General features: G+C 74.0%; 20 protein-coding genes and 1 riboswitch. Of the genes, 10 read left to right on the top strand and 10 right to left on the bottom strand.

Features of this window, described 5'->3' with window-relative positions; translation table 11 throughout:
- Positions 1 to 12: 12 nt before the first annotated feature.
- A complete protein-coding gene (locus DDQ41_RS03285) occupies positions 13 to 1,041 on the top strand; it encodes a 6-phosphofructokinase (RefSeq protein WP_109293116.1) in 1,029 nt (342 codons plus the stop codon).
- Positions 1,042 to 1,720: 679 nt separating this feature from the next.
- On the opposite strand, the gene DDQ41_RS03275 is transcribed toward DDQ41_RS03285, so the two are convergent.
- A complete protein-coding gene (locus DDQ41_RS03275) occupies positions 1,721 to 3,652 on the bottom strand; it encodes an anthranilate synthase family protein (RefSeq protein WP_109293114.1) in 1,932 nt (643 codons plus the stop codon).
- A 97-nt stretch (positions 3,653 to 3,749) separates the two neighbouring features.
- Positions 3,750 to 3,806, bottom strand: a complete 57-nt coding sequence (locus tag DDQ41_RS32970; RefSeq protein ID WP_138057791.1) for a trp operon leader peptide — start codon at positions 3,804 to 3,806, stop codon at positions 3,750 to 3,752.
- 102 nt (positions 3,807 to 3,908) lie between these two features.
- On the opposite strand from DDQ41_RS32970, the gene DDQ41_RS03265 reads away from it, so the two are divergent.
- Both DDQ41_RS03265 and DDQ41_RS03255 read left to right on the top strand, forming a co-directional pair.
- The gene (locus DDQ41_RS03265) at positions 3,909 to 5,261 is read left to right on the top strand and encodes a class II 3-deoxy-7-phosphoheptulonate synthase (RefSeq protein ID WP_109293113.1); all 1,353 of its coding nucleotides are present in this window, start codon (positions 3,909 to 3,911) and stop codon (positions 5,259 to 5,261) included.
- A 257-nt stretch (positions 5,262 to 5,518) separates the two neighbouring features.
- Positions 5,519 to 5,800, top strand: coding sequence for a (2Fe-2S)-binding protein (locus tag DDQ41_RS03255; RefSeq protein ID WP_109293112.1), 282 nt, complete (start codon positions 5,519 to 5,521; stop codon positions 5,798 to 5,800).
- Between the two features lie 94 nt (positions 5,801 to 5,894).
- Here the strand turns inward: DDQ41_RS03255 and bfr are convergent, their stop codons facing one another.
- Positions 5,895 to 6,374: a bacterioferritin gene (gene bfr, locus DDQ41_RS03250; RefSeq protein ID WP_109293111.1), complete on the bottom strand. Its 480-nt coding sequence runs from the start codon at positions 6,372 to 6,374 to the stop codon at positions 5,895 to 5,897.
- Positions 6,375 to 6,529: 155 nt separating this feature from the next.
- Here bfr and DDQ41_RS03245 point away from each other — a divergent pair, with 155 nt between their 5' ends.
- The gene (locus DDQ41_RS03245; protein ID WP_109293110.1) at positions 6,530 to 7,162 is read left to right on the top strand and encodes a sulfite oxidase-like oxidoreductase; all 633 of its coding nucleotides are present in this window, start codon (positions 6,530 to 6,532) and stop codon (positions 7,160 to 7,162) included.
- 569 nt (positions 7,163 to 7,731) lie between these two features.
- Here the strand turns inward: DDQ41_RS03245 and DDQ41_RS03240 are convergent.
- The 5 genes from DDQ41_RS03240 to thiO form a co-directional block, all read right to left on the bottom strand.
- On the bottom strand, positions 7,732 to 8,595 hold the full coding sequence (locus DDQ41_RS03240; protein WP_109293109.1) for a deoxyribonuclease IV: 864 nt from the start codon (positions 8,593 to 8,595) through the stop codon (positions 7,732 to 7,734).
- A 4-nt stretch (positions 8,596 to 8,599) separates the two neighbouring features.
- Positions 8,600 to 10,525: a Stk1 family PASTA domain-containing Ser/Thr kinase gene (gene pknB / locus DDQ41_RS03235; protein ID WP_174720254.1), complete on the bottom strand. Its 1,926-nt coding sequence runs from the start codon at positions 10,523 to 10,525 to the stop codon at positions 8,600 to 8,602.
- A gap of 264 nt (positions 10,526 to 10,789) precedes the next feature.
- Positions 10,790 to 11,587, bottom strand: coding sequence for a thiazole synthase (locus DDQ41_RS03230; protein WP_109293108.1), 798 nt, complete (start codon positions 11,585 to 11,587; stop codon positions 10,790 to 10,792).
- Positions 11,588 to 11,592: 5 nt separating this feature from the next.
- A complete protein-coding gene (gene thiS, locus DDQ41_RS03225) occupies positions 11,593 to 11,787 on the bottom strand; it encodes a sulfur carrier protein ThiS (protein ID WP_109293107.1) in 195 nt (64 codons plus the stop codon).
- A gap of 101 nt (positions 11,788 to 11,888) precedes the next feature.
- On the bottom strand, positions 11,889 to 13,064 hold the full coding sequence (thiO, locus tag DDQ41_RS03215) for a glycine oxidase ThiO (RefSeq protein WP_109293106.1): 1,176 nt from the start codon (positions 13,062 to 13,064) through the stop codon (positions 11,889 to 11,891).
- Positions 13,062 to 13,174: riboswitch (TPP riboswitch) on the bottom strand. Its footprint overlaps the gene before it by 3 nt.
- Before the next feature lie 52 nt (positions 13,175 to 13,226).
- Between thiO and DDQ41_RS03210 the strand changes: the two genes are divergently transcribed.
- The 6 genes from DDQ41_RS03210 to DDQ41_RS03185 all read left to right on the top strand — a co-directional run bounded on the left by DDQ41_RS03210 (position 13,227) and on the right by DDQ41_RS03185 (position 18,617).
- Positions 13,227 to 13,568 carry a hypothetical protein gene (locus tag DDQ41_RS03210; RefSeq protein ID WP_109293105.1) on the top strand — a complete coding sequence of 114 codons (342 nt, stop codon included), beginning with the start codon at positions 13,227 to 13,229 and terminating at the stop codon, positions 13,566 to 13,568.
- 85 nt (positions 13,569 to 13,653) lie between these two features.
- Entirely contained in the window at positions 13,654 to 14,838 is a 1,185-nt protein-coding gene (locus DDQ41_RS03205; RefSeq protein ID WP_262508638.1) for an NAD(P)/FAD-dependent oxidoreductase, read from the top strand.
- A gap of 312 nt (positions 14,839 to 15,150) precedes the next feature.
- A complete protein-coding gene (locus DDQ41_RS03200; RefSeq protein ID WP_109293103.1) occupies positions 15,151 to 15,516 on the top strand; it encodes an Rv2175c family DNA-binding protein in 366 nt (121 codons plus the stop codon).
- 199 nt (positions 15,517 to 15,715) lie between these two features.
- A complete protein-coding gene (gene thiE, locus DDQ41_RS03195; RefSeq protein ID WP_109293102.1) occupies positions 15,716 to 16,366 on the top strand; it encodes a thiamine phosphate synthase in 651 nt (216 codons plus the stop codon).
- A gap of 76 nt (positions 16,367 to 16,442) precedes the next feature.
- Entirely contained in the window at positions 16,443 to 17,360 is a 918-nt protein-coding gene (metF, locus tag DDQ41_RS03190; protein ID WP_109293101.1) for a methylenetetrahydrofolate reductase [NAD(P)H], read from the top strand.
- A gap of 51 nt (positions 17,361 to 17,411) precedes the next feature.
- Positions 17,412 to 18,617 carry a hypothetical protein gene (locus DDQ41_RS03185; protein WP_109293100.1) on the top strand — a complete coding sequence of 402 codons (1,206 nt, stop codon included), beginning with the start codon at positions 17,412 to 17,414 and terminating at the stop codon, positions 18,615 to 18,617.
- Positions 18,618 to 18,807: 190 nt separating this feature from the next.
- Here DDQ41_RS03185 and DDQ41_RS03180 read toward each other — a convergent pair whose 3' ends face one another.
- Complete coding sequence (locus tag DDQ41_RS03180; protein ID WP_174720253.1) at positions 18,808 to 20,349, bottom strand: phytoene desaturase family protein; 1,542 nt, start codon at positions 20,347 to 20,349, stop codon at positions 18,808 to 18,810.
- A gap of 576 nt (positions 20,350 to 20,925) precedes the next feature.
- On the bottom strand, positions 20,926 to 21,534 hold the full coding sequence (locus tag DDQ41_RS03175; RefSeq protein WP_109297503.1) for a TetR/AcrR family transcriptional regulator: 609 nt from the start codon (positions 21,532 to 21,534) through the stop codon (positions 20,926 to 20,928).
- Positions 21,535 to 21,548: the final 14 nt, after the last annotated feature.

Below are 21,548 nucleotides of genomic sequence, written 5' to 3'. Positions count from 1 at the left end.
AAGGGACCTTCCATGCGGGTCGGAGTACTGACCGGGGGCGGCGACTGCCCCGGCCTCAACGCGGTCATCCGCGGCATCGTCCGCAAGGGCGTGCAGGAGTACGGATACGAGTTCACCGGCTACCGGGACGGCTGGCGCGGGCCGCTGGAGGGCGACACCGTGCGCCTCGACATCCCCGCGGTCCGGGGCATCCTCCCGCGCGGCGGCACCGTCCTCGGCTCCTCGCGGACCAACCCCCTCAAGGCGGAGAACGGGGTCCGCCGGATCAGGGAGAACCTCGCCAAGCACGAGGTGGAGGCCCTCATCGCGATCGGCGGCGAGGACACCCTCGGGGTCGCCGCGCGCCTGTCCGGCGAGTACGGAGTCAAGTGCGTGGGTGTGCCGAAGACCATCGACAACGACCTGTCCGCCACGGACTACACCTTCGGCTTCGACACGGCCGTCGGTATCGCCACCGAGGCCATCGACCGGCTGCACACCACGGCGGAGTCCCATATGCGGGTTCTCGTGGTCGAGGTGATGGGCCGTCACGCGGGCTGGATCGCGCTGCACTCGGGACTGGCGGGCGGCGCGAACGTCATCCTCATCCCGGAGCAGCGGTTCGACCTGGACCGGGTCTGCGCCTGGGTCACCTCCCGGTTCCGCGCCTCCTACGCGCCGATCGTCGTCGTCGCCGAGGGCGCGATGCCGAGGGACGGCGACATGGTCCTCAAGGACGGGACGCTGGACTCCTTCGGGCACGTCCGGCTCTCGGGCGTCGGGGAGTGGCTGGCCAAGGAGATCGAGAAGCGAACCGGCAAGGAGGCCAGGACGACCGTACTGGGCCACGTCCAGCGCGGCGGCACGCCCAGCGCGTTCGACCGCTGGCTGGCGACCCGCTTCGGCCTGCACGCGATCGAGGCGGTGCGCGACGGCGACTACGGGAAGATGGTCGCCCTGCGCGGCACGGACATCGTCCGCGTGCCGATCGCCGACGCGACGGCGAGGCTCAAGACGGTCGACCCGGCCCTCTACGAGGAGGTCGGCGTCTTCTTCGGCTGACGGCTGACGGCTGACGGCCGTTGGCGGTTGGCGGTTGGCGGTTGGCTGATGGCGGGCGGTGGGCGGTGGCACGGCGACCGCACACCGCTCCCGCGGCCCGCCCACCGGCCCCCGCCCCCGCCGTCCGCCGCCGGTCCGTCCGCGTCCGCCCCGCTGCCGCCGTGAACGGCCGGACGGCCCGGTGCGCCGTCCGGCTCCGGTCGCCGGTGTGCCGGCGACCGCACCGACGTGGTTCCCCGCCTCGGCCGAGGCCCGGGCACGTCGGCATCTACCTCGGCCGGGACCAGCACGGCAGGCACCGCTTCGCGTCCAGCCGCAAGACACCCGACGGGCCGACGATGGCGGATCTCGGAGCGCTGTCCGTGCTGGACGCCGGGACCGAGCTGTACAGCGGGAGCCTGCGGGTCATCCGGCGCTTCTGACACACGCCGCCGTCCGCCGCCGGTCCGCCCCGGAGGGCACCGCCAGGGCTCCCGTACGAGCCCGCCGCGGTCCTCCGGGCGCCCTCCGGCCTCCGCTACCGGCCCGGTCCATACCGGCCCGGGCCACGGCAGCAGCCGGCGCCGCCCGGACCGGGACCCGTCAGGGGCGCGGGCCCGAGGCGGTCAGGGCGTGGCCCGGTGCCTGCCGGGCGCCCGTGCCCGTAACTCGCGGGGCGCGTGGCGTGGCCCGGCCCCGGTCAGGGCGCCCGTTCCGGGACGACCGTGTCGAGCAGCATGCGCACGATCTCCGGCCCGCGCAGGGTCAGCACCGACTCCGGGTGGAACTGGATACCCGCGAAACCCGGCCCGCGCAGCGCGTGGACCTCACCCGACGGCTCGCGGCTCAGCTCGACGCCGCGCAGCGCCAGCTCCTCCGCCGACTCGTCGTCGCAGACGGCCGTGAAGCTGTTGTAGAAGCCGACCGTCTCCTCCGCGCCGAACAGCCCGATCCGCAGCTGGGTCCCCTGGAACGGCCGCTCCCTGCGGGCGATGTCCAGCCCCAGTTCGGCGGCGATCAGCTCGTGTCCCAGGCACACCCCCAGCAGACCGCCCCGGTGGCCGCCCAGCAGTTCCGCGGTGAGCGAGCGCAGCAAGCGCATCTTCGCATCGGCCGTGTCCGACGGGTCGCCCGGTCCCGGGCCCAGGACGACCGGCCCGCCGTGGGCCAGTGCCGCCTCCCGCACACCCGGCTCGTCGTAGCGGCGCACGGTCACGCCGAGGCCCGCCCCCCGGAGCAGATGCGCCAGCATCGCGGTGAAGGTGTCCTCGCCGTCCACCACCAGCGCATGCCCCCGGACCCGCTCCGGCGATGCCTGCATCCGCAGCCAGAACGGTGCGAGATCCGCCCGGCGCGCGTCCAGCGCCGCCCGCACCCGGGGATCGTCCACCAGCCGCGGCCGCGCCGCCTCCCCGCTCGCGGCCTCCGGACGGACGCCCAGCGCGACCAGCACCCCCGCCGCCTTGGCGTGCGTCTCCGCCACCTCGGACGCCGGGTCCGAGTCGCGGACCAGCGTCGCGCCGACCGGCACCCGTACCTCGCCCGACGCGGAGATGTCGGCGGTACGGATCAGGATCGGGGAGTCGAGGGTCTGCGCGCCGCCCGCGCCGGTGCCGAGCAGGGCGAGGGCCCCCGCGTAGTACCCGCGCCCGCCGCCGTCCGGGCCCGGGGGCTCGTGGCGCTCGATGACCCGGCAGGCGTTCTGCACCGGCGAGCCGGTGACCGTGGCCGCGAACATCGTCTCGCGCAGCACCTCGCGGACGTCGAGCGAGGACCGCCCCCGCAACTCGTACTCGGTGTGCGCGAGATGGGACATCTCCCTGAGGCGGGGCCCGACGACCACACCGCCCATGTCGCCGACCCTGCACATCATCTTGAGTTCCTCGTCGACGACCATGGACAGCTCGTCGGTCTCCTTGCGGTCGGAGAGGAAGTCCAGCAGCCCGTCGACCGTCGGGCCGCCCGCCGGGTAGCGGTAGGTCCCGCTGATCGGATTCATCACGACCGTGCCGCCGGACATCCGGACGTGCACCTCCGGGCTCGCCCCGACGAGCGTGCGCCCGCCCGCGTCCGTGCCCCGCCCGCCGGCTCGGGGCCGCCCGTCCCCGGTGTGCACGACATACGTCCAGTACGCACCGCGCTCGACCGCGAGCAGCCGCCGGAAGAGCGCGAGGGCGTCCGCCCTGCCGAAGCCCGCCACCCGGCCGGTGAACGTGCGGCGGATGACGAAGTCGGCGCCCTCGCCGCGTCCGATCTCGTCCGCGACCACGCGCCGGACGATCTCCGCGTACTCCTCGTCGCCGACGTCGAAGCCGCCCCCTTCGACGCTCACCGGGTGCGCGGGCAGCCGGTCGAGCACCTCGCCGAGCGGGAGCTCGTGGGACTCCTCGGCGACCAGCACGGACAGCGGGGTGCCGTCGTCGCGTACGTCGAAGCCGCGCTCGCGGATCTGCCGGAACGGCACCAGCGCCAGCGACGGGCGCTCGCCCACCGGGATGTCGGCGAGCAGCCCGACCTCCCGGACCGGGCCGGTCAGCACCTCGACGGTGTCGTGGTCGCGGCCCGGGGTGAGCCGGCGCAGCAGGGCGAACGGTGGCCCGCCGGGGGCGAGCAGCCGGTCGAGGACGTGCATGGTGGGGGTTCCTTCCGTGGTGGGAGGAACGGCCCGTGGAAACGGGAAAGGCCGCCCCTCGGGCGGCCTTCGCGGAACTTCTGTGCGCGCGATCGGATCAGTGGGCCGCCGGATGAGCGGTCCACCACCGGTTCTGGGTCGTCTGCGCGAACATGCCGTGAACCATACCCCACCCGTTCCCCGCCCGCCGGTGTCCGTCGTCTCATTCTCCGGGCGGCGGCGTGGACCGGTCGATTCACCACGTAGTGTTGTCGGGGTGACCGTGAACGCTAAGTCCACCGAGGCCGGTGGCAACACCTGGCGAGACCTTCCCGCGGCGCAGCAGCCCGAGTACCCCGATGCCGAGGCTCTGCGCGATGTGATCGCGGACCTCGAGTCGTATCCGCCGCTCGTCTTCGCGGGCGAGTGCGACCAGCTGCGCGCCCGGATGGGAGCCGTCGCCAGGGGCGAGGCGTTCCTGCTCCAGGGTGGCGACTGCGCCGAGGCCTTCGACGGGGTGTCCGCCGACCACATCCGCAACAAGCTCAAGACCCTGCTCCAGATGGGCGCGGTGCTCACCTACGCCGCGTCCGTCCCGGTCGTGAAGGTCGGCCGGATCGCCGGCCAGTACTCCAAGCCGCGTTCGAAGCCGACGGAGACCCGTGACGGTGTGACGCTGCCGACGTACCGGGGCGACTCGGTCAACGGCTTCGAGTTCACCGAGGCGGCCCGGGTGCCGGACCCGGAGCGGCTGAAGCGGATGTACCACGCGTCCGCCTCGACGCTGAACCTGGTGCGCGCCTTCACCACCGGCGGCTACGCCGACCTGCGCCAGGTGCACGCCTGGAACCAGGACTTCGTGAAGTCGTCCCCGTCCGGACAGCGCTACGAGCAGCTGGCCCGCGAGATCGACAACGCGCTGCACTTCATGAAGGCCTGCGGCACCGACCCGGCGGAGTTCCGGACCGTCGAGTTCTACGCCTCCCACGAGGCCCTGCTGATGGACTACGAGTCGGCCCTCACCCGGGTCGACTCGCGTACCGGCGATCTGTACGACGTCTCGGGCCACATGGTCTGGATCGGCGAGCGCACCCGCCAGCTGGACGGCGCGCACATCGAGTTCGCGTCGAGGATCCGCAACCCCATCGGGGTGAAGCTCGGCCCGACGACGACGGTCGACGAGGCGCTGCAGTACGTCGAGAGGCTGGACCCGGACCGCGAGCCCGGCCGGCTGACCTTCATCGTCCGGATGGGCGCCGACAAGGTCAGGGACCGGCTCCCCGAGCTGGTCGAGAAGGTCACCGCCTCCGGTGCGACCGTCGCCTGGGTGACCGACCCGATGCACGGCAACACCTTCGAGGCGGCGTCCGGCCACAAGACCCGCCGCTTCGACGACGTGCTCGACGAGGTCAAGGGCTTCTTCGAGGTCCACAAGGAGCTCGGCACCCACCCGGGCGGCATCCACGTCGAACTCACCGGCGACGACGTCACCGAGTGCGTGGGCGGCGGTGACGAGATCTTCGTCGACGATCTGCACCAGCGCTACGAGACGGCGTGCGACCCCCGGCTGAACCGCAGCCAGTCGCTGGACCTGGCGTTCCTGGTGGCGGAGATGTACCGCGACCAGTGACGGGAGCGGTGGCGGGACCTGTGTCAGGACCGGTGGCGGGACCGGTGACAGGCTGGCGCCGCGGCCGCTGACAGGACCGGTGACAGGCTGGCGCCGCGACCGGTGAGGCGACGGCTCCGACCGTGGGGCGTGGATCCGTGTGATCCGCGCCCCACGGCCGTACCCGGGCTTTTGCGACCGGCGAGCCGGGGGTAAGGTTAGGTTAGCCTCACCGATCTTCGGGGTGGGCGCCACAGTCGATCTCGATCCACCGGGAGGTGAACCGCGTGTACGTCTGCTCGTGCTTCGGCATCACGGAGAAGCAGGTCAAGGAGCACGCGGAGGCGGGTGCCTGCACCCCCCGCCAGATCGCCTCGGTCTCCAAGGCCGGCACGGACTGCGGTTCCTGCGTACGCCGGATCCAGGGGATTCTCGGCCGCGGCTCCTGCCCGCGCCGCGAGCTGCTGGAGCGGGGCGGCGGCGCCGGCGCGGTGTCCGGGGAGATGACCCCGGTGGGCGCGGAGGCGGCCTCCCCCGGAGGGCTGCGCGAAGCGGCCTAGCCTCCCCTCCGCGAGGAGGCCCTGCTCTCCCGGGCCCGCGGAGTGCGGCGCGCACGGATTCCGGACCAGCTGGGCCGGGACGGTACCAGCCGGACTAGGACTCCGGCTGCTCGATCACCTGGGCGATGTAGAGCGGCTCCCCGAGCTTCTCGACGAGTTCCAGCTGGGTGTCCAGGTAGTCGATGTGATGCTCCTCGTCAGCGAGGATCGACTCGAAGATGTTCGCGGACGTGATGTCGCCCTTGGCGCGCATGACCTCGATCCCGCGCTTCAGCCGGTCGATCGCCTCGACCTCGATCTGCCGGTCCGCCTGGAACATCTCGGTGACCGTCTGCCCGACCCGCACATGGAACAGCCGCTGGTAGTTCGGCAGCCCCTCCAGGAACAGGATGCGGTCGGTGAGCACCTCCGCGTGCTTCATCTCGTCGAACGACTCGGCCCGGGTGTACTTGGCGAGCTTCGTCCAGCCGAAGTTCTCCTGCATCTTCGCGTGCAGGAAGTACTGGTTGATCGCGGTGAGCTCGGCGGTCAACTGCTCGTTGAGGAACTCGAGGACCTCGGGATCGCCCTGCATCGCAGCGCTCCTTCCGCACAGGTGGCTCAGGCAGGATGCGCGCATCCTCGCACCGTGATCCAGCGGCGTCCAGTAAGTGCCTCCTTAGTAGGAGTTGCCCGAATCGGCCCAGACCCGGTCATGACCACCCCTCCCGGTCTGTCACCATTGGAGGCATGGGTCAGCCGGAGAGCCGGGAACACCGGGCGTCAGAACAGTCCGAGCTACCTCCGGGGCAGCGGCTTCAGCGCGGCTGGCCGGTCACCCACTACGGACCCGTCCCCAGGTTCAAACCGGACCGCTGGGAGTTCCGGGTCTTCGGCGCCACCGCCGACGGCGACAAGCGCTGCTGGAACCACGAGGAGTTCTCGGCACTGCCGTTCTCCACGGTCGTCGCCGACCTCCACTGCGTGACGAAATTCAGCATGCTCGGGGCCGAATGGGGCGGGGTACCCGCCTCGACGGTCGTCGAGCTGGCGCCGCCGGCCCCGGCGGTCACCCATGTCATGGTCTGGGCCGAGTACGGATTCAGCGCCAACCTCCGCCTCTCCGACTTCCTCTCCGAGCGCACGATCTTCGCCACCCACAAGGACGGCGAACTGCTCACCGCCGAGCACGGCTTCCCGCTGCGCCTGATCGTCCCGCACCTGTACGCCTGGAAGGGGCCGAAGTGGGTGCGCGGCGTGGAGTACATGACGGCCGACCGCAGGGGCTTCTGGGAGGAGCGGGGCTACCACAACATCGGCGACCCGTGGAGTGAGCAGCGCTACTCGTACCAGGAGGAGCCGGGCGACGGGCCCGAGTTCTAGGGCGTGTGGTGAAGTCCCTCCCGGCCCGCGACGTCCGGCCCGCACCCCCCGTCGTCCTTCGGGTGCGAGAGGTGCCCCCTTGCCGCGTTGTCGGAGTCGTCTCACTGCGTCCAGTGCAGCCAGTACGTCCGGTGCGTCCAGTGCAGCCAGTGCGTCCGGTGCGTCCAGTGCGAGGATGGTCCTGCCCGCCCGGTGTGCTCCGCCCCTGTGCCCCTACCCGTCCGTTACTCGTCCGTGGTGCTTCGCCCCTACGTCGCGGTCCGGCGGGCGGCCCCGCCGCGCCGTCCGGCAAGCCGCGATGGCTCGGCTGCGGGAACCCCGGCCGTGCCGTCTCGCGGGTGTGCGGCAGGACGGCGCCCCCGGGCGGTCGTGCGGGTCCGGGCCGGTCGCGGCGTCGGAGCCCCGGCCGCGCTCGTCTCCTCGTCCCCTCGTCCGGGCTCGTCCGGGCTCGCCTTCGTCCGCCGGTATCCGCCGGTCTGTGTCCGTCTGTGTCCGTCTGTGTCTGTCTGCGTTGGCCCGTGCCTGTATGCGTCCGTCTGTGTTCGTCCTGCTCGTTCGCGGTGCCCGGTTCAGCCGTCGCGGAGCTTCTTGAGCAGTGCCACGTCGGCCGCGTACGCCTCCCTGCCGTGCCGCCCGCCCGGCGTCTCGATGATCAGTGGCACACCCTCCGCCGCCGGGTGCCGCATCAGCTCGCGGAACGCCTCCTCGCCGATGTGACCGGCGCCGATGTTCTCGTGGCGGTCCTTGCGCGCCCCGACGACGTCCTTGGAGTCGTTGGCGTGGATCAGCTTCAGCCGGCCCGGGCCGATCGCCGCCTCGAGGAGATCCAGCGTCCGCCCGGCTCCGCCCGCCGCCGCGAGGTCGTGGCCGGCCGCGAACGCGTGGCAGGTGTCCAGGCAGACGCCCAGCCGGGGATGGGCGTCCAGGGCCTCGACATACGGACCCAGGTCCCCGGCCAGTGAGCAGAGGGAGGAGCCCTGCCCGGCCGTCGGTTCCAGCAAGAGCAGCGGGTCGTCGTCGTGGGCCGGCTCGTCCAGCAGGGGCAGCACCAGCTCCCGCACCTGGGCGAGGGCCGCCTCGCGCGTCCGGCCCCCGGTCGCCGAGCCGGTGTGCACCACCACCCCCGCCGCGCCGATCTCCCGGCCGCGGCGCAGCGAGTGGCGAAGCGACTCCACGGACCGCCCGGCGGTGGCCGCGCTGTGGGAGCCGAAATTGATCAGATACGGGGCGTGCACGTACACCGGTGTGCCGGCGCCGGCCGTCCCGGCCCGGAACAGCTCGTCCTGCGCGGGGTCACCCGCCGGGGTCGCCCATCCTCGCGGGTTGGCGACGAAGACCTGCACCGCCTCGGCCTGGATCTCCCGGGCGTAGGCCAGACCGGTCCTGGCCAGGCCGCCGGCCACGGGCACATGGGCGCCGACGGGATTGCGCACCTCGCTAGAGCCCCCTGGTCGTGATCGTGATCGTGCTGCCCTCGGCGGCCCGCTCGCCGCCTTCGACGGACTGGCTCCCGACGGTGTCGCCGAGGAACGGGAAGGAGCGCTCGACCTCGACCTCGAAGCCCGCCGCCGCCAGCTCGCGCCTGGCGTCGTCCAGGGATTCCCCGGTGACGTCCGGGACCTCGACCATTCGCGGTCCCAGGGAGACCGTGAGGGTGACCGTGTCGCCGCCGGCGGCCCGTCCGCCCTCCGCCGGGGACTGCCGGGCGACGGTCCCCGCGTCCTCGGGGGAGTGGACCCGCTCCGGCGACACCCGCACCTTCAGCCCGGCGTCCTCGAGCGCGCCGGTGGCGTCCTCGACGGACTCGCCGGTGACGTCGGGGACGTCGATCGGGGCGCCCCTGCTGACGACGAGCGCGACCGCGGAGTCCGGGCGGCGCTCGGTGCCCGCGGCCGGGTCGGAGCCGATCACCGTGTCCCGGGCCGCCTCGTCGCTGAACTCCCTGGTGATCACGCCCGGGGCCAGTCCGGCCTTGCGGAGGGCGCTCCGGGCGTCGGCGAGTTTCAGCCCCTGGAGCTTCGGCACCTCCACGATCTCGGGGCCGCGCGAGACGACGAGGACGACCGAGCCGTCGTGGCGTACGCGCTGTCCCGGGTCGGGAGTCACGTCCATGACGGTGCCGCGGTCGTAGGCGTCGCTGAAACCCTGCCGCACGGCCGCCACGTCCAGCCCGGCGGCGGAGAGCCGCTGCCTGGCAGCGGCCTCGGTCTGGCCCAGGACGGTCGGCACACGCGTGAACTGCCCGGAGCTGACGTACCAGACGCCCGCGCCCGCACCCAGGAGCAGCAGCACGGCGACGACGGCGGCGAGAACCCCGCGGCGCGGCGCCGGGAGCAGGCGGCCCCCCGGGCGGGACGGCGGGGGCCCGGTGGGCGGCATCTCCAGCCGGCTCGTCCGGTCCACGGCCCCGCCCGCGGTGGGCAGCGGCCGCGCGATCACGCTCGTCCGGTCCTCGGAACCGGTGGCGGTCCCCGCGACCGGCGACCGGGCCTGCGGCGGCTCGGCGTCGAGCTGGTCGTCGCCGAGCGCGGCACGGGCCGCGCGGGTACGGCCGAGCAGGGCGACGGCGTCGCCGGGGCGCGACTCGGGGTCGCGGGCCGTGGCGGCCGCCACCAGGCCGTCCAGCTCCGGGGCGAGCCCGGGAACGGCGGCCGACGGCGGCGGCACGTCCTCGCCGAGGTGCCGGTAGAGCACCTGGGCCGGGGTGTCGCCGGAGTGCGGTTTGGCGCCGGTGAGCATCTCGTAGAGCACGACTCCGCAGGCGTAGACGTCGGCGCGGGTGTCGGCGGTGCCGGACTGGATCTGCTCCGGTGCGAGGTACGAGACGGTGCCGAGCAGCGATCCCGTACTGCTGGTCACCGAGCCCACGGCCCGGACCAGGCCGAAGTCGGCGACCTTGACCCATCCGTCGTCCCCGATCAGGACGTTCTCGGGCTTCATGTCCCGGTGGACGAACCCGGCCCGGTGCGCGGCGCCGAGCGCGGCCAGCACGGGCTCCAGGATGTCCAGCGCGGCCCGCGGCCGGAGCGCCCCCCGCTCTCGCAGGACGTCGCGGAGCGTGCAGCCGGCCACGTACTCCATGGCCAGGTAGACGTACGCGCCCTGGGCTCCCTGGTCGTACACGCCCACCACGTTCGGGTGGGAGAGCCGAGCCACGGACTTCGCCTCGCGGATGAAGCGCTCGACGAACGAGGCGTCGGCCGCGAGCGCCGGGTGCATCACCTTGAGGGCGATCAGCCGGTCGAGCCGGGTGTCCACGGCCCGGTAGACCGTGGCCATCCCGCCGACGGCGATACGCGCGTCGACGCGGTATCGGCCGTCGAGCACCTGCCCGACGAGGGGGTCCTGAAGGGTCGTGTCCACGCAGGCGAGTCTACGAGCCCGGACACCCGGCCCGGCCCCGGCCGCCGGAGCTGGAGCGGAGCTGTGACGTGCGTCATCGGAGGAACGGGCACGGGCGCGGGCGCGGGCCGGGTGCGGTGGGGCGGTGGCCGGGTGTCGGGTGTGGGCGGGGTTGTGGTCGGACCGGGTGCGGGCGGGGTTGTGGTCGGACCGGGTGGGGGCCGGGTGGGGTTGTGACCGGGTGGGGGCCGGGCGCCGGCCGCGGGGCCGGCCTCCCGGCCGCCGTCACCCGAAGGCGGGGCGCTCCGGGTCCAGCGCCGCCCGCCCCTCGGCCGGGGACGACGCCTCGGCGTGGTGGCGGCGCGGGATGCGGCCCGCCCGGTACGCCAGCCGGCCCGCCTCGACCGCGTGCCGCATGGCCCCGGCCATCAGAACCGGTTCCTGTGCTCGGGTGACCGCGGAGGCCAGCATCACCGCCGAGCACCCCAGTTCCATCGCCAGCGCGGCGTCCGATGCGGTGCCGGCGCCCGCGTCCAGGATCACCGGGACCCGGACCTGCTCGGTGATCAGCCGGAAGTTGTGCGGGTTGCGGATGCCGAGCCCGGAGCCGATCGGTGAGCCGAGCGGCATGACCGCGGCGCACCCGACGTCCTCCAGCCGCCGCGCCAGTACCGGATCGTCGTTGGTGTACGGCAGCACCACGAAGCCGTCGTCCACCAGTACCTCCGCCGCGTCCAGCAGCTCGACCGGGTCCGGCAGCAGTGTCCGCTCGTCCGCCACCACCTCCAGCTTGATCCAGGAGGTCCCCAGCGCTTCCCGGGCCAGCCGTGCGGTGAGCACGGCCTCGCCCGCGGTGAAGCAGCCCGCGGTGTTCGGCAGGACCTGGACGCCCAGGCGGTCCAGGACGGAGAGCACCGATCCCTGGACGGTCGGGTCGAGGCGGCGCATCGCGACGGTGGTCAGTTCGGTGCCGCTGGCGACCAGCGCGCGTTCCAGCACGTCGAGGCTGGGTGCCCCGCCCGTCCCCATGATCAGCCGGGACGAGAACTCCACCCCGCCCAGTACGAAGCGGTCGTCGGCCATGCCGGTCAGCCTCCCTGCACCGCGGTGAGCACCTCGACGCGGTCTCCCTCGCCGAGCAGTGTCCCCGGCCACTCGGCACGGGGGACGACGGTCTCGTTGACGGCGGCCGCGACCCCGGAGGGAGCGGCGGTGAGCGTGGTCACCAGAGTGTCGAGCGTGGTGCCCGCCGCGACGTCGCGCGGCTGCCCGTTGACGGACACGGTGTGCGTGGAAGAGCCGGGGGCAGGAGACGCGGCAGGGGCAGGGGCAGGGGCAGGGGCAGGGGACGCGGAAAGGGAATGGTGAACCGAGGAGGAAGAGGTCATGCGGACGCCTTCTGCTGGGTGTGGGAGAAACGGCGGGGGGTGAAGGGGCGGGCCTCGTCGGGTAGTTCACCGGTGACCAGGGCGTGCGCGATGGCGTCGCCGGTCACCGGGGCGAGGAGGACGCCGTTGCGGTAGTGGCCGGTGGCGAGCAGCAGACCGGGCAGTTCCGCGGGGCCGAGCAGCGGGGCGTTGTCCGGTGAGCCCGGGCGCAGTCCGGCCCGGGTCTCGGTCAGCGGAAGCTCGGTGATGCCGGGTACCAGGTCGTGGGCGTCGCGCAGCAGCTGGTACACCCCGCCCGCGGTGACGGCGGTGTCCCAGCCGAGTTCCTCGCTGGTCGCTCCCACCACGAGTTCGCCGTTCTCCCGCGGTACGAGGTAGACGTGGCTGCCGCGCACCACGGCCCGGACCGTCCGCGACAGGAACGGGGCGTACCGGGGTGGCACACGCAGCCGCAGCACCTGCCCCTTGACCGGGCGCACCGGGGGCAGCGCCTGCGCGGGCACGCCCTCCAGCCGGCCGCTGAGGCTGCCCGCGGCCAGCACGACCCGGTCGGCCGCGACGGAGACGCCGCCGGCCAGCACGGCCCCGGCCGCCCGGTCCCGTACGACCGAGAGCCGCTCCGCCCACCGCCGGTGGAAGACCACGCCGGCCCGTTCGCACGCCACCACCAGCGCCCCGGCCAGCCGGCGGGGGTCGATCTGGTGGTCGCCGTCGACCCGCAGCCCGCCGCGGACCCCCGGCGCCAGCAGGGGCTCCAGCCGCCGGCACTCCCGTCCGGTGAGCCACTCCGACTCCAGGCCGAAGCGCCTCTGCAGCGTGTGCAGTTCGCGCAGGTGCGCCCGGTCGTCCGCGTCGAGTGCCACGGCGAGCGTCCCGCAGGAGCGGTAGCCGGTGTCCTCTCCGCTCGCCTCCTCGAGTTCGGCGGCGAACCCCGGATAGCGGCCCGCGGAGGCGAGGTTCAGCCCGAGCAGTGTCTCCTCGCCGTAGTGGAGTTCGGTGACGGCCGCCAGCATGCCCGCGGCGACCTGTGCCGCCCCGCCGCCCGGCTCGGGGTCGGCGAGCGCGGTCCGCAGTCCGCGCTGTGCCGCCCGCCAGGCGGTGACGAGGCCGATGACGCCGCCGCCGATGACGAGGACGTCCGGGGACCGTGCTGATGAATGTCCTGGATGCATGCGCGTCCGGACCCTCCCTTCGCCGGCATGACCCGGATCAGGTTCGTACGGTCGGAGGCCGCGTCAGCCTCCCTCTCAGCCCGGTGCGCCGGGCTCCCGCGAGTGGCAGTACGGTGGCCAGCCTAACCGCCGTCGCCGATCGCCCGTAAGGGAGCCGCCGCCGTGGCCCGCTCGCTCGAAGGACTCGTCCTCGCCCCCGTGGCCGACCAGGCGCCCGGCCAGGTCGGCACCGGTACACGGTTCGCCTACCACGAGGAGCGGGGCCGCGTCTGGGCCGAGTACGCCGGCGGCGACGTGGTCCGCGGCCATCTCGTCGGCACCCGCGAGGGGGACCGGCTGGACTTCCGCTACGTCCAGCTGAGGCGGGACGGGACGACGGCCTCCGGGCACTGCGTGTCCACGGTCGTCGAACTCCCCGACGGTCGGGTGCGGCTGGAGGAGGCCTGGGAGTGGGAGTCCCGGCGGGGGCGCGGCACGAGCGTCGTGGAGCAACTGCCGTACTGACGTGTCGTCAGCTGGTTAGGGTGGCCGGGTGAGTGAGAACGAGCAGACGGCGCCGGGCCGCCGTGTCGTCGTCGTCGGGGCCGGCATGGCCGGGGTGCAGACCGCCGTGGCGCTTCGCGAACAGGGCTTCACCGGCACCATCACCCTCATCGGCGCCGAACCGCACCAGCCCTACGACCGGCCCCCGCTGTCCAAGGCCGTCCTGCTCGGGAACGCCGAGCACTCGGCCTTCGACGTCGACTTCGACGCGCTGTCCGTCGACCTCCGGCTCGGACGCGAGGTCGGCGGCCTGCGCGCCGGAGAGCACGAACTCGACACACCGGCCGGACCCGTCCCGTACGACGTCCTCGTCATCGCCACCGGGGCGGAGCCGGTCACCCTCCCCGGCGCCGAGGGCGTCCCCGGGGTCCATCTGCTGCGCACCCTCGACGACGCGGAGCGGCTGCGCCCGGTGCTGGCGAAGCGCCACCGCATCGTGGTCGTCGGCGCGGGCTGGATCGGAGCGGAGTTCGCCACCGCCGCCCGCGAGGCGGGCTGCGAGGTCGCCGTCGTCGAGGCCGCCGACCGCCCGCTGCCCGGAGCGCTGCCGGCCGAGGTCGCGGCCCCGATGGCGCGCTGGTACGCCGAGGCGGGCGCCGAACTGCTCACCGGCGCGCGGGTCGCCGCGGTCGAGCAGGGCGCGGTGGTCGTCGAGGGCGGCCGGCGGCTGCCCGCGGACGCCGTCGTCGTCGGCATCGGCGCCCGGCCGGCGACACGCTGGCTCGCCGGCTCCGGCATCGGTCTGGACCCCGACGGCGCGGTCACCGCCGACGAGCGGCTGCGCACCTCGCTGCCCGACGTGTACGCGGTCGGGGACTGCGCGTCCTTCCCGTCGGGCCGCTACGGGCGGCGGCTGCTGGTCCACCACTGGGACAACGCGCTCCAGGGCCCCCGTACCGTCGCGGCCGGCATCGTCGGCGCGGACACGGGGGAGGGGAGCCAGCCGGGGGAGATCTACGACCCGGTGCCGTACTTCTGGTCGGAGCAGTTCGGCCGGTTCGTGCAGTACGCCGGACACCACGGCGCGGCCGACGCGCTCCTGCGGCGGGGCGACCCGGACGCCCCCGCCTGGTCGGTCCTGTGGTTGCTGGATGGCGTGCTCGTCGCCGTACTGACGGTCGGCCGGCCGAGGGACCTCGCCCAGGGGCGCAGGCTCGTCGAGGTCGGCGCCCGGATCGATCCGGGGCGCGCCGCCGACCCGGCCGTCCCCCTGAAGGCCGCGGTGCTCTGAACGGCGCCGGGCCCCGGGCCGCCGTACGGGGCCGCGCGTGGCCGCGTACGGCGGGGTCGTACGGGGCCGCGTGTGGCCGGGGTCGTACGGGCCGCGCGTGGCGCCGTAGGCCCGGGCGCGGCCCCGGCCTACCGCGCCCGGGGCCACGTGTCTCCCGTCTCCCGGAGGGCCGCACCTCCGAGGGAGCACCCCGGAGAGCCGGCTCTCCGAGGGGCCGTACCCTCCCTCGGAGGGCCGTACCTTCCCTCTGAAGGCCGCAGCGCTACCGGGCCCCGCTACCGGCTGTCGGTCCGGGATGGCACGCTTGGTCCCGTGACCGAGATTGACGCAAAGATCGATGCTCTCGTCCCCGCCTGGCTCCACCTGCCCGACGTCGCGGAAAGACTCGACGTCGAGGTGACACGTGTACGGCAGCTGGTCAAGGAGGGCCAGCTGATCGCCGTGCGCCGCGGTGAGAACCGGACGCTCCAGGTGCCCGCCGCCTTCATCAAGGGCGGCAGGGTGGTCAAGGGCCTCTCCGGCACCCTGACGCTCCTGAAGGACGACGGCTTCACGGACGAGGAGATGCTGGAGTGGCTCTTCACTCCGGACCCCAGCCTGCCGGGGACCCCGGCGGAGGCGCTCAGCGAGAATCGCGGCACGGAGGTGAAGCGCCGGGCCCAGGCGCTCGCCGTCTGACGGCGGGCGTGTGACGGCGGGCGTGTGACGGCGGGCGTGTGACGGCCGTCCGACGGCCGTCGCCGTCGCCGTCGCCGTCGCCGACACCGTCGGCGTCGGCGTCGGCGTCCTGGCATACCGATTCCGACGCGGTGCGCGCACCGCGGCCGGGCCGTCCGGCCCCGGTCGCGCACCGCCGATCCACCCGGGGGTACCACCCATGTCCGCATCCCGAGCCGCGCTGCACGACGCCCGGCTCTACCTCTGCACGGACGCCCGCAGGCGCCAGGGCGACCTGCCGGAGTTCCTGGACGCCGTCCTCTCCTCGGGAGTGGACATCGTGCAACTGCGCGACAAGGGCATGGAGGCGGGGGAGGAGCTGGAGCACCTCGCCGTGTTCGCCGACGCCTGCCGCCGGCACGGGAAGCTGCTCGCGGTCAACGACCGGGCCGATGTCGCCCACGCCGCCGGCTCCGACGTGCTGCACCTCGGCCAGGGCGATCTGCCGGTGCCGGCCGCACGGGCGATCCTCGGCGAGGAGGTGCTGATCGGGCGCTCCACCCACACCCGGGAGGAGGCCGCCGCGGCCGCCTCCGAGCCCGGTACCGACTACTTCTGCACCGGCCCCTGCTGGCCCACGCCGACCAAACCGGGCAGGCCGGCCCCGGGCCTCGACCTGGTCGAGTACACCGCGTCCCTCGCCCGGGACCGCCCCTGGTTCGCGATCGGCGGCATCGACGAAGGCAACCTCGACGAGGTCCTCGGGGCGGGCGCCCGCCGGGTCGTCGTCGTCCGGGCCGTCACGGAGGCCGCCGACCCCGCCGAGGCCGCCGCCCGTCTCGCCGGTCGGATACGGGCCTACCCGCAGTAGGCCGTTTCCCGGGCGGTCCATGTCCGATGGGTGGAATCGGGTTGGGGGACCGCCGTCCCGTGGATAACCTGCGAGCATGGCCCTCGGCACAGCTTCCACCAGGACGGATCGCGCGCGCACCGTGCGCGAGATGCTCGCCACCGGCAAGACCTCGTACTCCTTCGAGTTCTGGGCGCCCAAGACCGAGAAGGGCGAGCGGAACCTCTGGAACGCGCTGCGGCGCGTCGAGGCGGCGCGGCCGAGCTTCGTCTCGGTGACCTACGGCGCCGGAGGGTCGACCCGGGCGGGCACGGTCAAGGCCACGCAGCAGATCGCCGCCGACACCACGCTCACCCCGGTCGCGCATCTCACCGCGGTCAACCACTCCGTCGCGGAGCTGCGCAACATGATCGGCCAGTACGCGGACGCCGGGATCAGGAACATCCTGGCGGTCCGCGGCGACCCGCCCGGCGACCCGATGGGCGAGTGGGTCGAGCATCCCGACGGCGTGCGGTACGCGGCGGAACTCGTCCGGCTGATCAAGGAGTCGGGCGACTTCTGCGTCGGCGTCGCGGCCTTCCCCGAGATGCACCCCCGGTCCAGCGACCGCGAGGCGGACATCGGGCACTTCGTGGACAAGTGCCGTGCCGGTGCCGACTACGCGATCACCCAGATGTTCTTTCACGTCGAGGACTATCTGCGGCTGCGCGACAGCGTCGCCGAGGCCGGCTGCGAGACCCCGATCATCCCCGAGATCATGCCCGTCACCAGCGTGAAGCAGATCGAACGGTTCGCCCGGCTCAGCAACGCGTCGTTCCCCGCCGCACTGGAAGCGAGGATCCGCGCCGTCGCGGACGACCCCGCCGCTGTACGCTCCATCGGTATCGAGTTCGCGACGGAGTTCTGCGCGCGACTGCTCTCCGAGGGTGTCCCCGGGTTGCACTTCATCACGCTCAACAACTCCACCGCCACGCTCGAAATCCACGAGAATCTCGGACTGCACCAGCAGTCGTGAAGGCCGCACCCGCCGCAACCCCGGGCGGGAGGCCGCAGGAGAGGGGCGGGCATGGGCTGGACGGTGCTCTACATCGCGTTCGGCATCGTCGCGCTGTGGCTGCTCGGCGAGGTGCTGCTGCAGTACAAGGCGCGGCTGCGCTGGCGGCTGGTCGCCTTCGCCGGCTTCCTGGGGGTGGTCGTCGGAGTGCTGATGCCGAACGTCATCGTGATCGGCATCGGCGCCGCGGCCTTCGCGGTGGGCCAGACGTACGTCACGCTCTCCTTCCGGCGCGGCTTCTCCACCGGCTGGGCGCTGGGCGGCAGTCCGGGCTCCAGCCGGCGCCGCCGGCCCTCCGCCGCATCGGCCGACCGGGACCCCGTGCTCCAGGTGACGGGCATCGACTACGGGGACTCGTACTCCTACGACGACCGCGTCCCCCCCGGTCCGTCCGGACCCGCCACCGACCAGGCCCCCGCCGCCGAGACCACCGCCGTATACGAGCCGCAGCCGCTGCCGGACGACACCAACCAGTACGGCGTCTACCCGGATGCGCAGTACAGCGCCGAGCACGGCCGGGACGCAGACGGCTACGGCCGGGACGGCGGCGACTACGGCCGGGGTGACGGCGTCTACCCGGATGCGCAGTACAGCGCCGAGCACGGCCGGGACGCAGACGGCTACGGCCGGGACGGCGGCGACTACGGCCGGGGTGACGGCGTCTACCCGGATGCGCAGTACAGCGCCGAGCACGGCCGGGACGCAGACGGCTACGGCCGGGACGGCGGCGACTACGGCCGGGGTGACGGCGTCTACCCGGATGCGCAGTACACCGCCGAGCACGGCCGGGACGCAGACGGCTACGGCCAGGGCGCCGCCGAGCACGGCCGGGACGGCGGTGAGGACGCCTCCTACGGCGGCTACTCCTCCGGCTACACCGACGCCTACTCCCAGGGCCACGGCTACGAGCAGCAGGCCGGAACCCATGACACATACGCCGAGTCGTACGGCTACGGAACCGGCCAGCAGTACGCCGCCTACTCCGACCCCTACGCCGGCGGCGCCGCGCAGGGCTACGAGGCGTACGGGAGCTACGGCGGCCAGCAGCAGTACACCGACCCGTACGCCTCGCAGGGCTACAACGACACGCCGCCGGGCGGTGTGTGGGTGCCGCTTCAGCGCGACGGCGACCAGGTCCCGCCGCCGGAGCAGCCGCCGCAGTACGACTACGACCAGGGCTACCGGAACGACCCCGACGGACAGACCTACCGCCAGTGAGGCCACCGGCCCTCCCGGGTCCCGCCTTCAGGGTCCCGCTCCGGGGTCCCGCTCCGGGGTCCCGCCTCCCGGGTCCCGCTCCCGGGTCCCTGCCCCGAGGCACCGGCCGCGGACGTCACCGCCGGCCGGGCACGCCACCGCCGCCGTGGACGTCGGCGCGAGCCGGGCACGTCACCGCCGGCCGGGCACGTCACCGCGAGCCGCGGAAGTCCGCCCCCTCCACGATGAGGCCGGCCGCCAGCGCACCCGACATTCCGCTGTGCGCGAGCCCGCCGCCGGGATGCGACCAGCCGCCGGCGAAGTACACCCCGGGCACCGGTGAGACGTTCGCGGCGGGCAGCAGCGTCCCGCCCGCTCCGGCCAGCGCCGGTCCGGGCACCTCGTGGGCACCGGTCTCCCTGAGGGTGTCCTCGGGCGTGCGCACCTCGCGCCACAGCAGCCGCTCCCGCAGGTCCGGAACGGCCGCTTCCGCTGCTGCCGCCATCCGGTCGGCGAAGGCCTCCACCTGCGCCTCGCCCGCGCCCCAACGGCTCTCCGGCGACCGGCCGCCGGCCCCGGCGGGCACGGGCGCCCCGGCGGGCAGGGCCGTGGACACGGTCGCGGTCACGGTTACCGCCTCGTGGCCGCCGGGCCGCAGCCGCTCGTCGTCCGGCCGGAGCACCACGACGGTCGGCCGGTCGCACAGCCGCCCGGTCGCCAGCGCCGCCGACTCCCCGGCCCGGTCGGGCGAGTGCACCACCGTGCGGTGCGCCGCCTCCGCCTCCCGGGCGCCGCGCAGTGCCAGGCAGACGGTGACCCGCCCGGTCCGCGGCGCCGACCGGTGGTGCGGCCACTCGTCCCGGGAGCGCCACGGCAGGACCCGGTCCCGGTACAGCGCGGGCACGGGGGCGCCCGCGACGACATGGTCGGCGGCGGCCGTGCCCCCGTCCGCCAGCTCCACCCCGGCCGCCCGGCCGCCCTCGATCCGTATCCCCACCACCTCGGCGCCGAGGACGAACTCCACCCCGCGTGCGAGGCAACGCCGGTGCACGGCCTCCGCGAGGGCCCGCATCCCGCCGCGCACGTACCAGCTGCCGAAGGTCTGCTCCATGTACGGCAGGACGGCGGCGGAAGCGGGCGCGCCGGCGGGGTCGAAGCCGTACGCCAGGGCGTGGCTCTCCAGCAGCGCGGCCAGCCGCGGATCGCGCAGCTCGCGCCGGCCCACCTCGGCGAGGGTGCGCGCCGGGCGGCGCAGCAGCCCGCCGCCGAGCGCCGGATAGGGGTCCCGGGCGAGGCGGGACGCGTCCGCGGGCAGCGGTTCCTCCAGCAGCGGCCGCCGCGAGCGGTCCCAGGCCTCCCTCGCCCGCACCAGGAAGTCGCCCCAGCGCTCGCCCGCACCGGCACCGAGCGCTCCGTCGAGCGCCGAGACGACTCCCGCGCGCGAGGCGTTCGGCAGCGTCACGGCCGTTCCGTCGGCGAAGACATGACGGCCCGCAGGGTCCACCTGGACCAGGTCTACGCACTGCTCCAGGGGCTCCCTGCCGGTCTTCACGAAGAAGTCCCGCCAGACGGCGGGCAGATGCAGCAGACCGGGCCCGGTGTCGAAGGAGAAGCCGTCGCGCTCGAACCGGCGCACCGCGCCGCCGTATGTGCCCGCCCGCTCGTACACCCTCACCCGGTGGCCCGCCACGGCCAGCCGGGCAGCGGCCGCCATGGCGCCCATCCCGGCGCCGATCACCACAATCCGTGCCATGCCAGGGACTGTATCGGCCGCCTCCGGCAGCCGTCGGGGCGGTGGTCCCGCACGCCCGGCCACCGGCGGCCCGGCCACCGGCGGCCCGGGGGTACGGGCACGGGCGGTCCGGGGGTACGGGCACGGGCGGCCCGGCGCTGACCCGGGCGGGACGTGATCGGCCCCCACCCGCAGTGGCCGGGGTGAGCACGAGTCTCTGAGTATCCGTACCTAGTGCGGGAGATGAGTAGCCGCGCGGATGGGGCCGACCTGCCCGGACGGCAGAGTGGAGAACACGGGAAGGGCGCGGCGCCGGCACCGCCGACACGGGGCGGCGGAACGGCGCCGCGCCCCTTGCGGAACGGGGAGCTGCCCGGACCCGGGGGACAGCGGTACGGGGCAGCGGGCGAACGGCGGCGAGACGCCGGTGCGGCGGGGCTCGGGCAGTCGGACTTCGCCGCACCCGCGTCTCCCTGCCGTGTGCGCCGGCGGCACCCGTGGCGGCCGGTGTCCGCACCGCCCGCCACGGAGTCCCGAGTCCGCACCGCCCGCCACGGGGTCCCGAACCCGCACCGCCCGCCGCGGGACCGGAAGGCGTCAGCCGCCGCCGACCCTCCCGTGCAGCAGCCGGGACAGGGCCGCGTGCACATCGTCGAGCGACCGCTCCCGCTGGAACGCCTGCCAGTCGAGCGCCGCCACGAGCACCATCCCGACCAGCGCGGCCGCGGTCAGCGGAATGTCGATCTCCCCGCTCAGCTCGCCCCGCTCGACACCCTCCCGGAGCACGGTCTCGACGACGGCGACCGCCTCCCGGCGGACCACCGTCAGCGTCGACTGCCAGGCCCGGTTGGTGCGCCACAGCTCGGCGACGTACAACTGGGTGAAGGCGGGGTAGCGGTCGATGAAGACCAGCCCGGCGCGGATCATCCCGTCCAGGGCCTCCGTCTTGCTCCCGCCCCGCTGCTCCACCTCGTCGGCGGCCTCGCGCAGCGAGGCGGTCAGCAGGCCGACCCCGTACCGCAGAAGCTCCTCGAAGAGTTCGGTCTTGCTGCTGAAGTTGTAGTAGACGGTGCCCTTGGCGACGCCGGCCCGCTCGGCGATCTCGTCGACCGTGGTGGCGGAGAAGCCCTGCTCGGCGATGAGGGTCACCGCCGCCTCGTAGAGCTTGGCGCGGGTGGCCTGTCTCCGGGTGCTGCCGCTGTTCATGGTGCCGATTCTCA

This window comes from Streptomyces spongiicola (assembly GCF_003122365.1).
Taxonomy (GTDB): domain Bacteria; phylum Actinomycetota; class Actinomycetes; order Streptomycetales; family Streptomycetaceae; genus Streptomyces; species Streptomyces spongiicola.
This window is presented reverse-complemented; position numbering and strand designations above follow the sequence as displayed.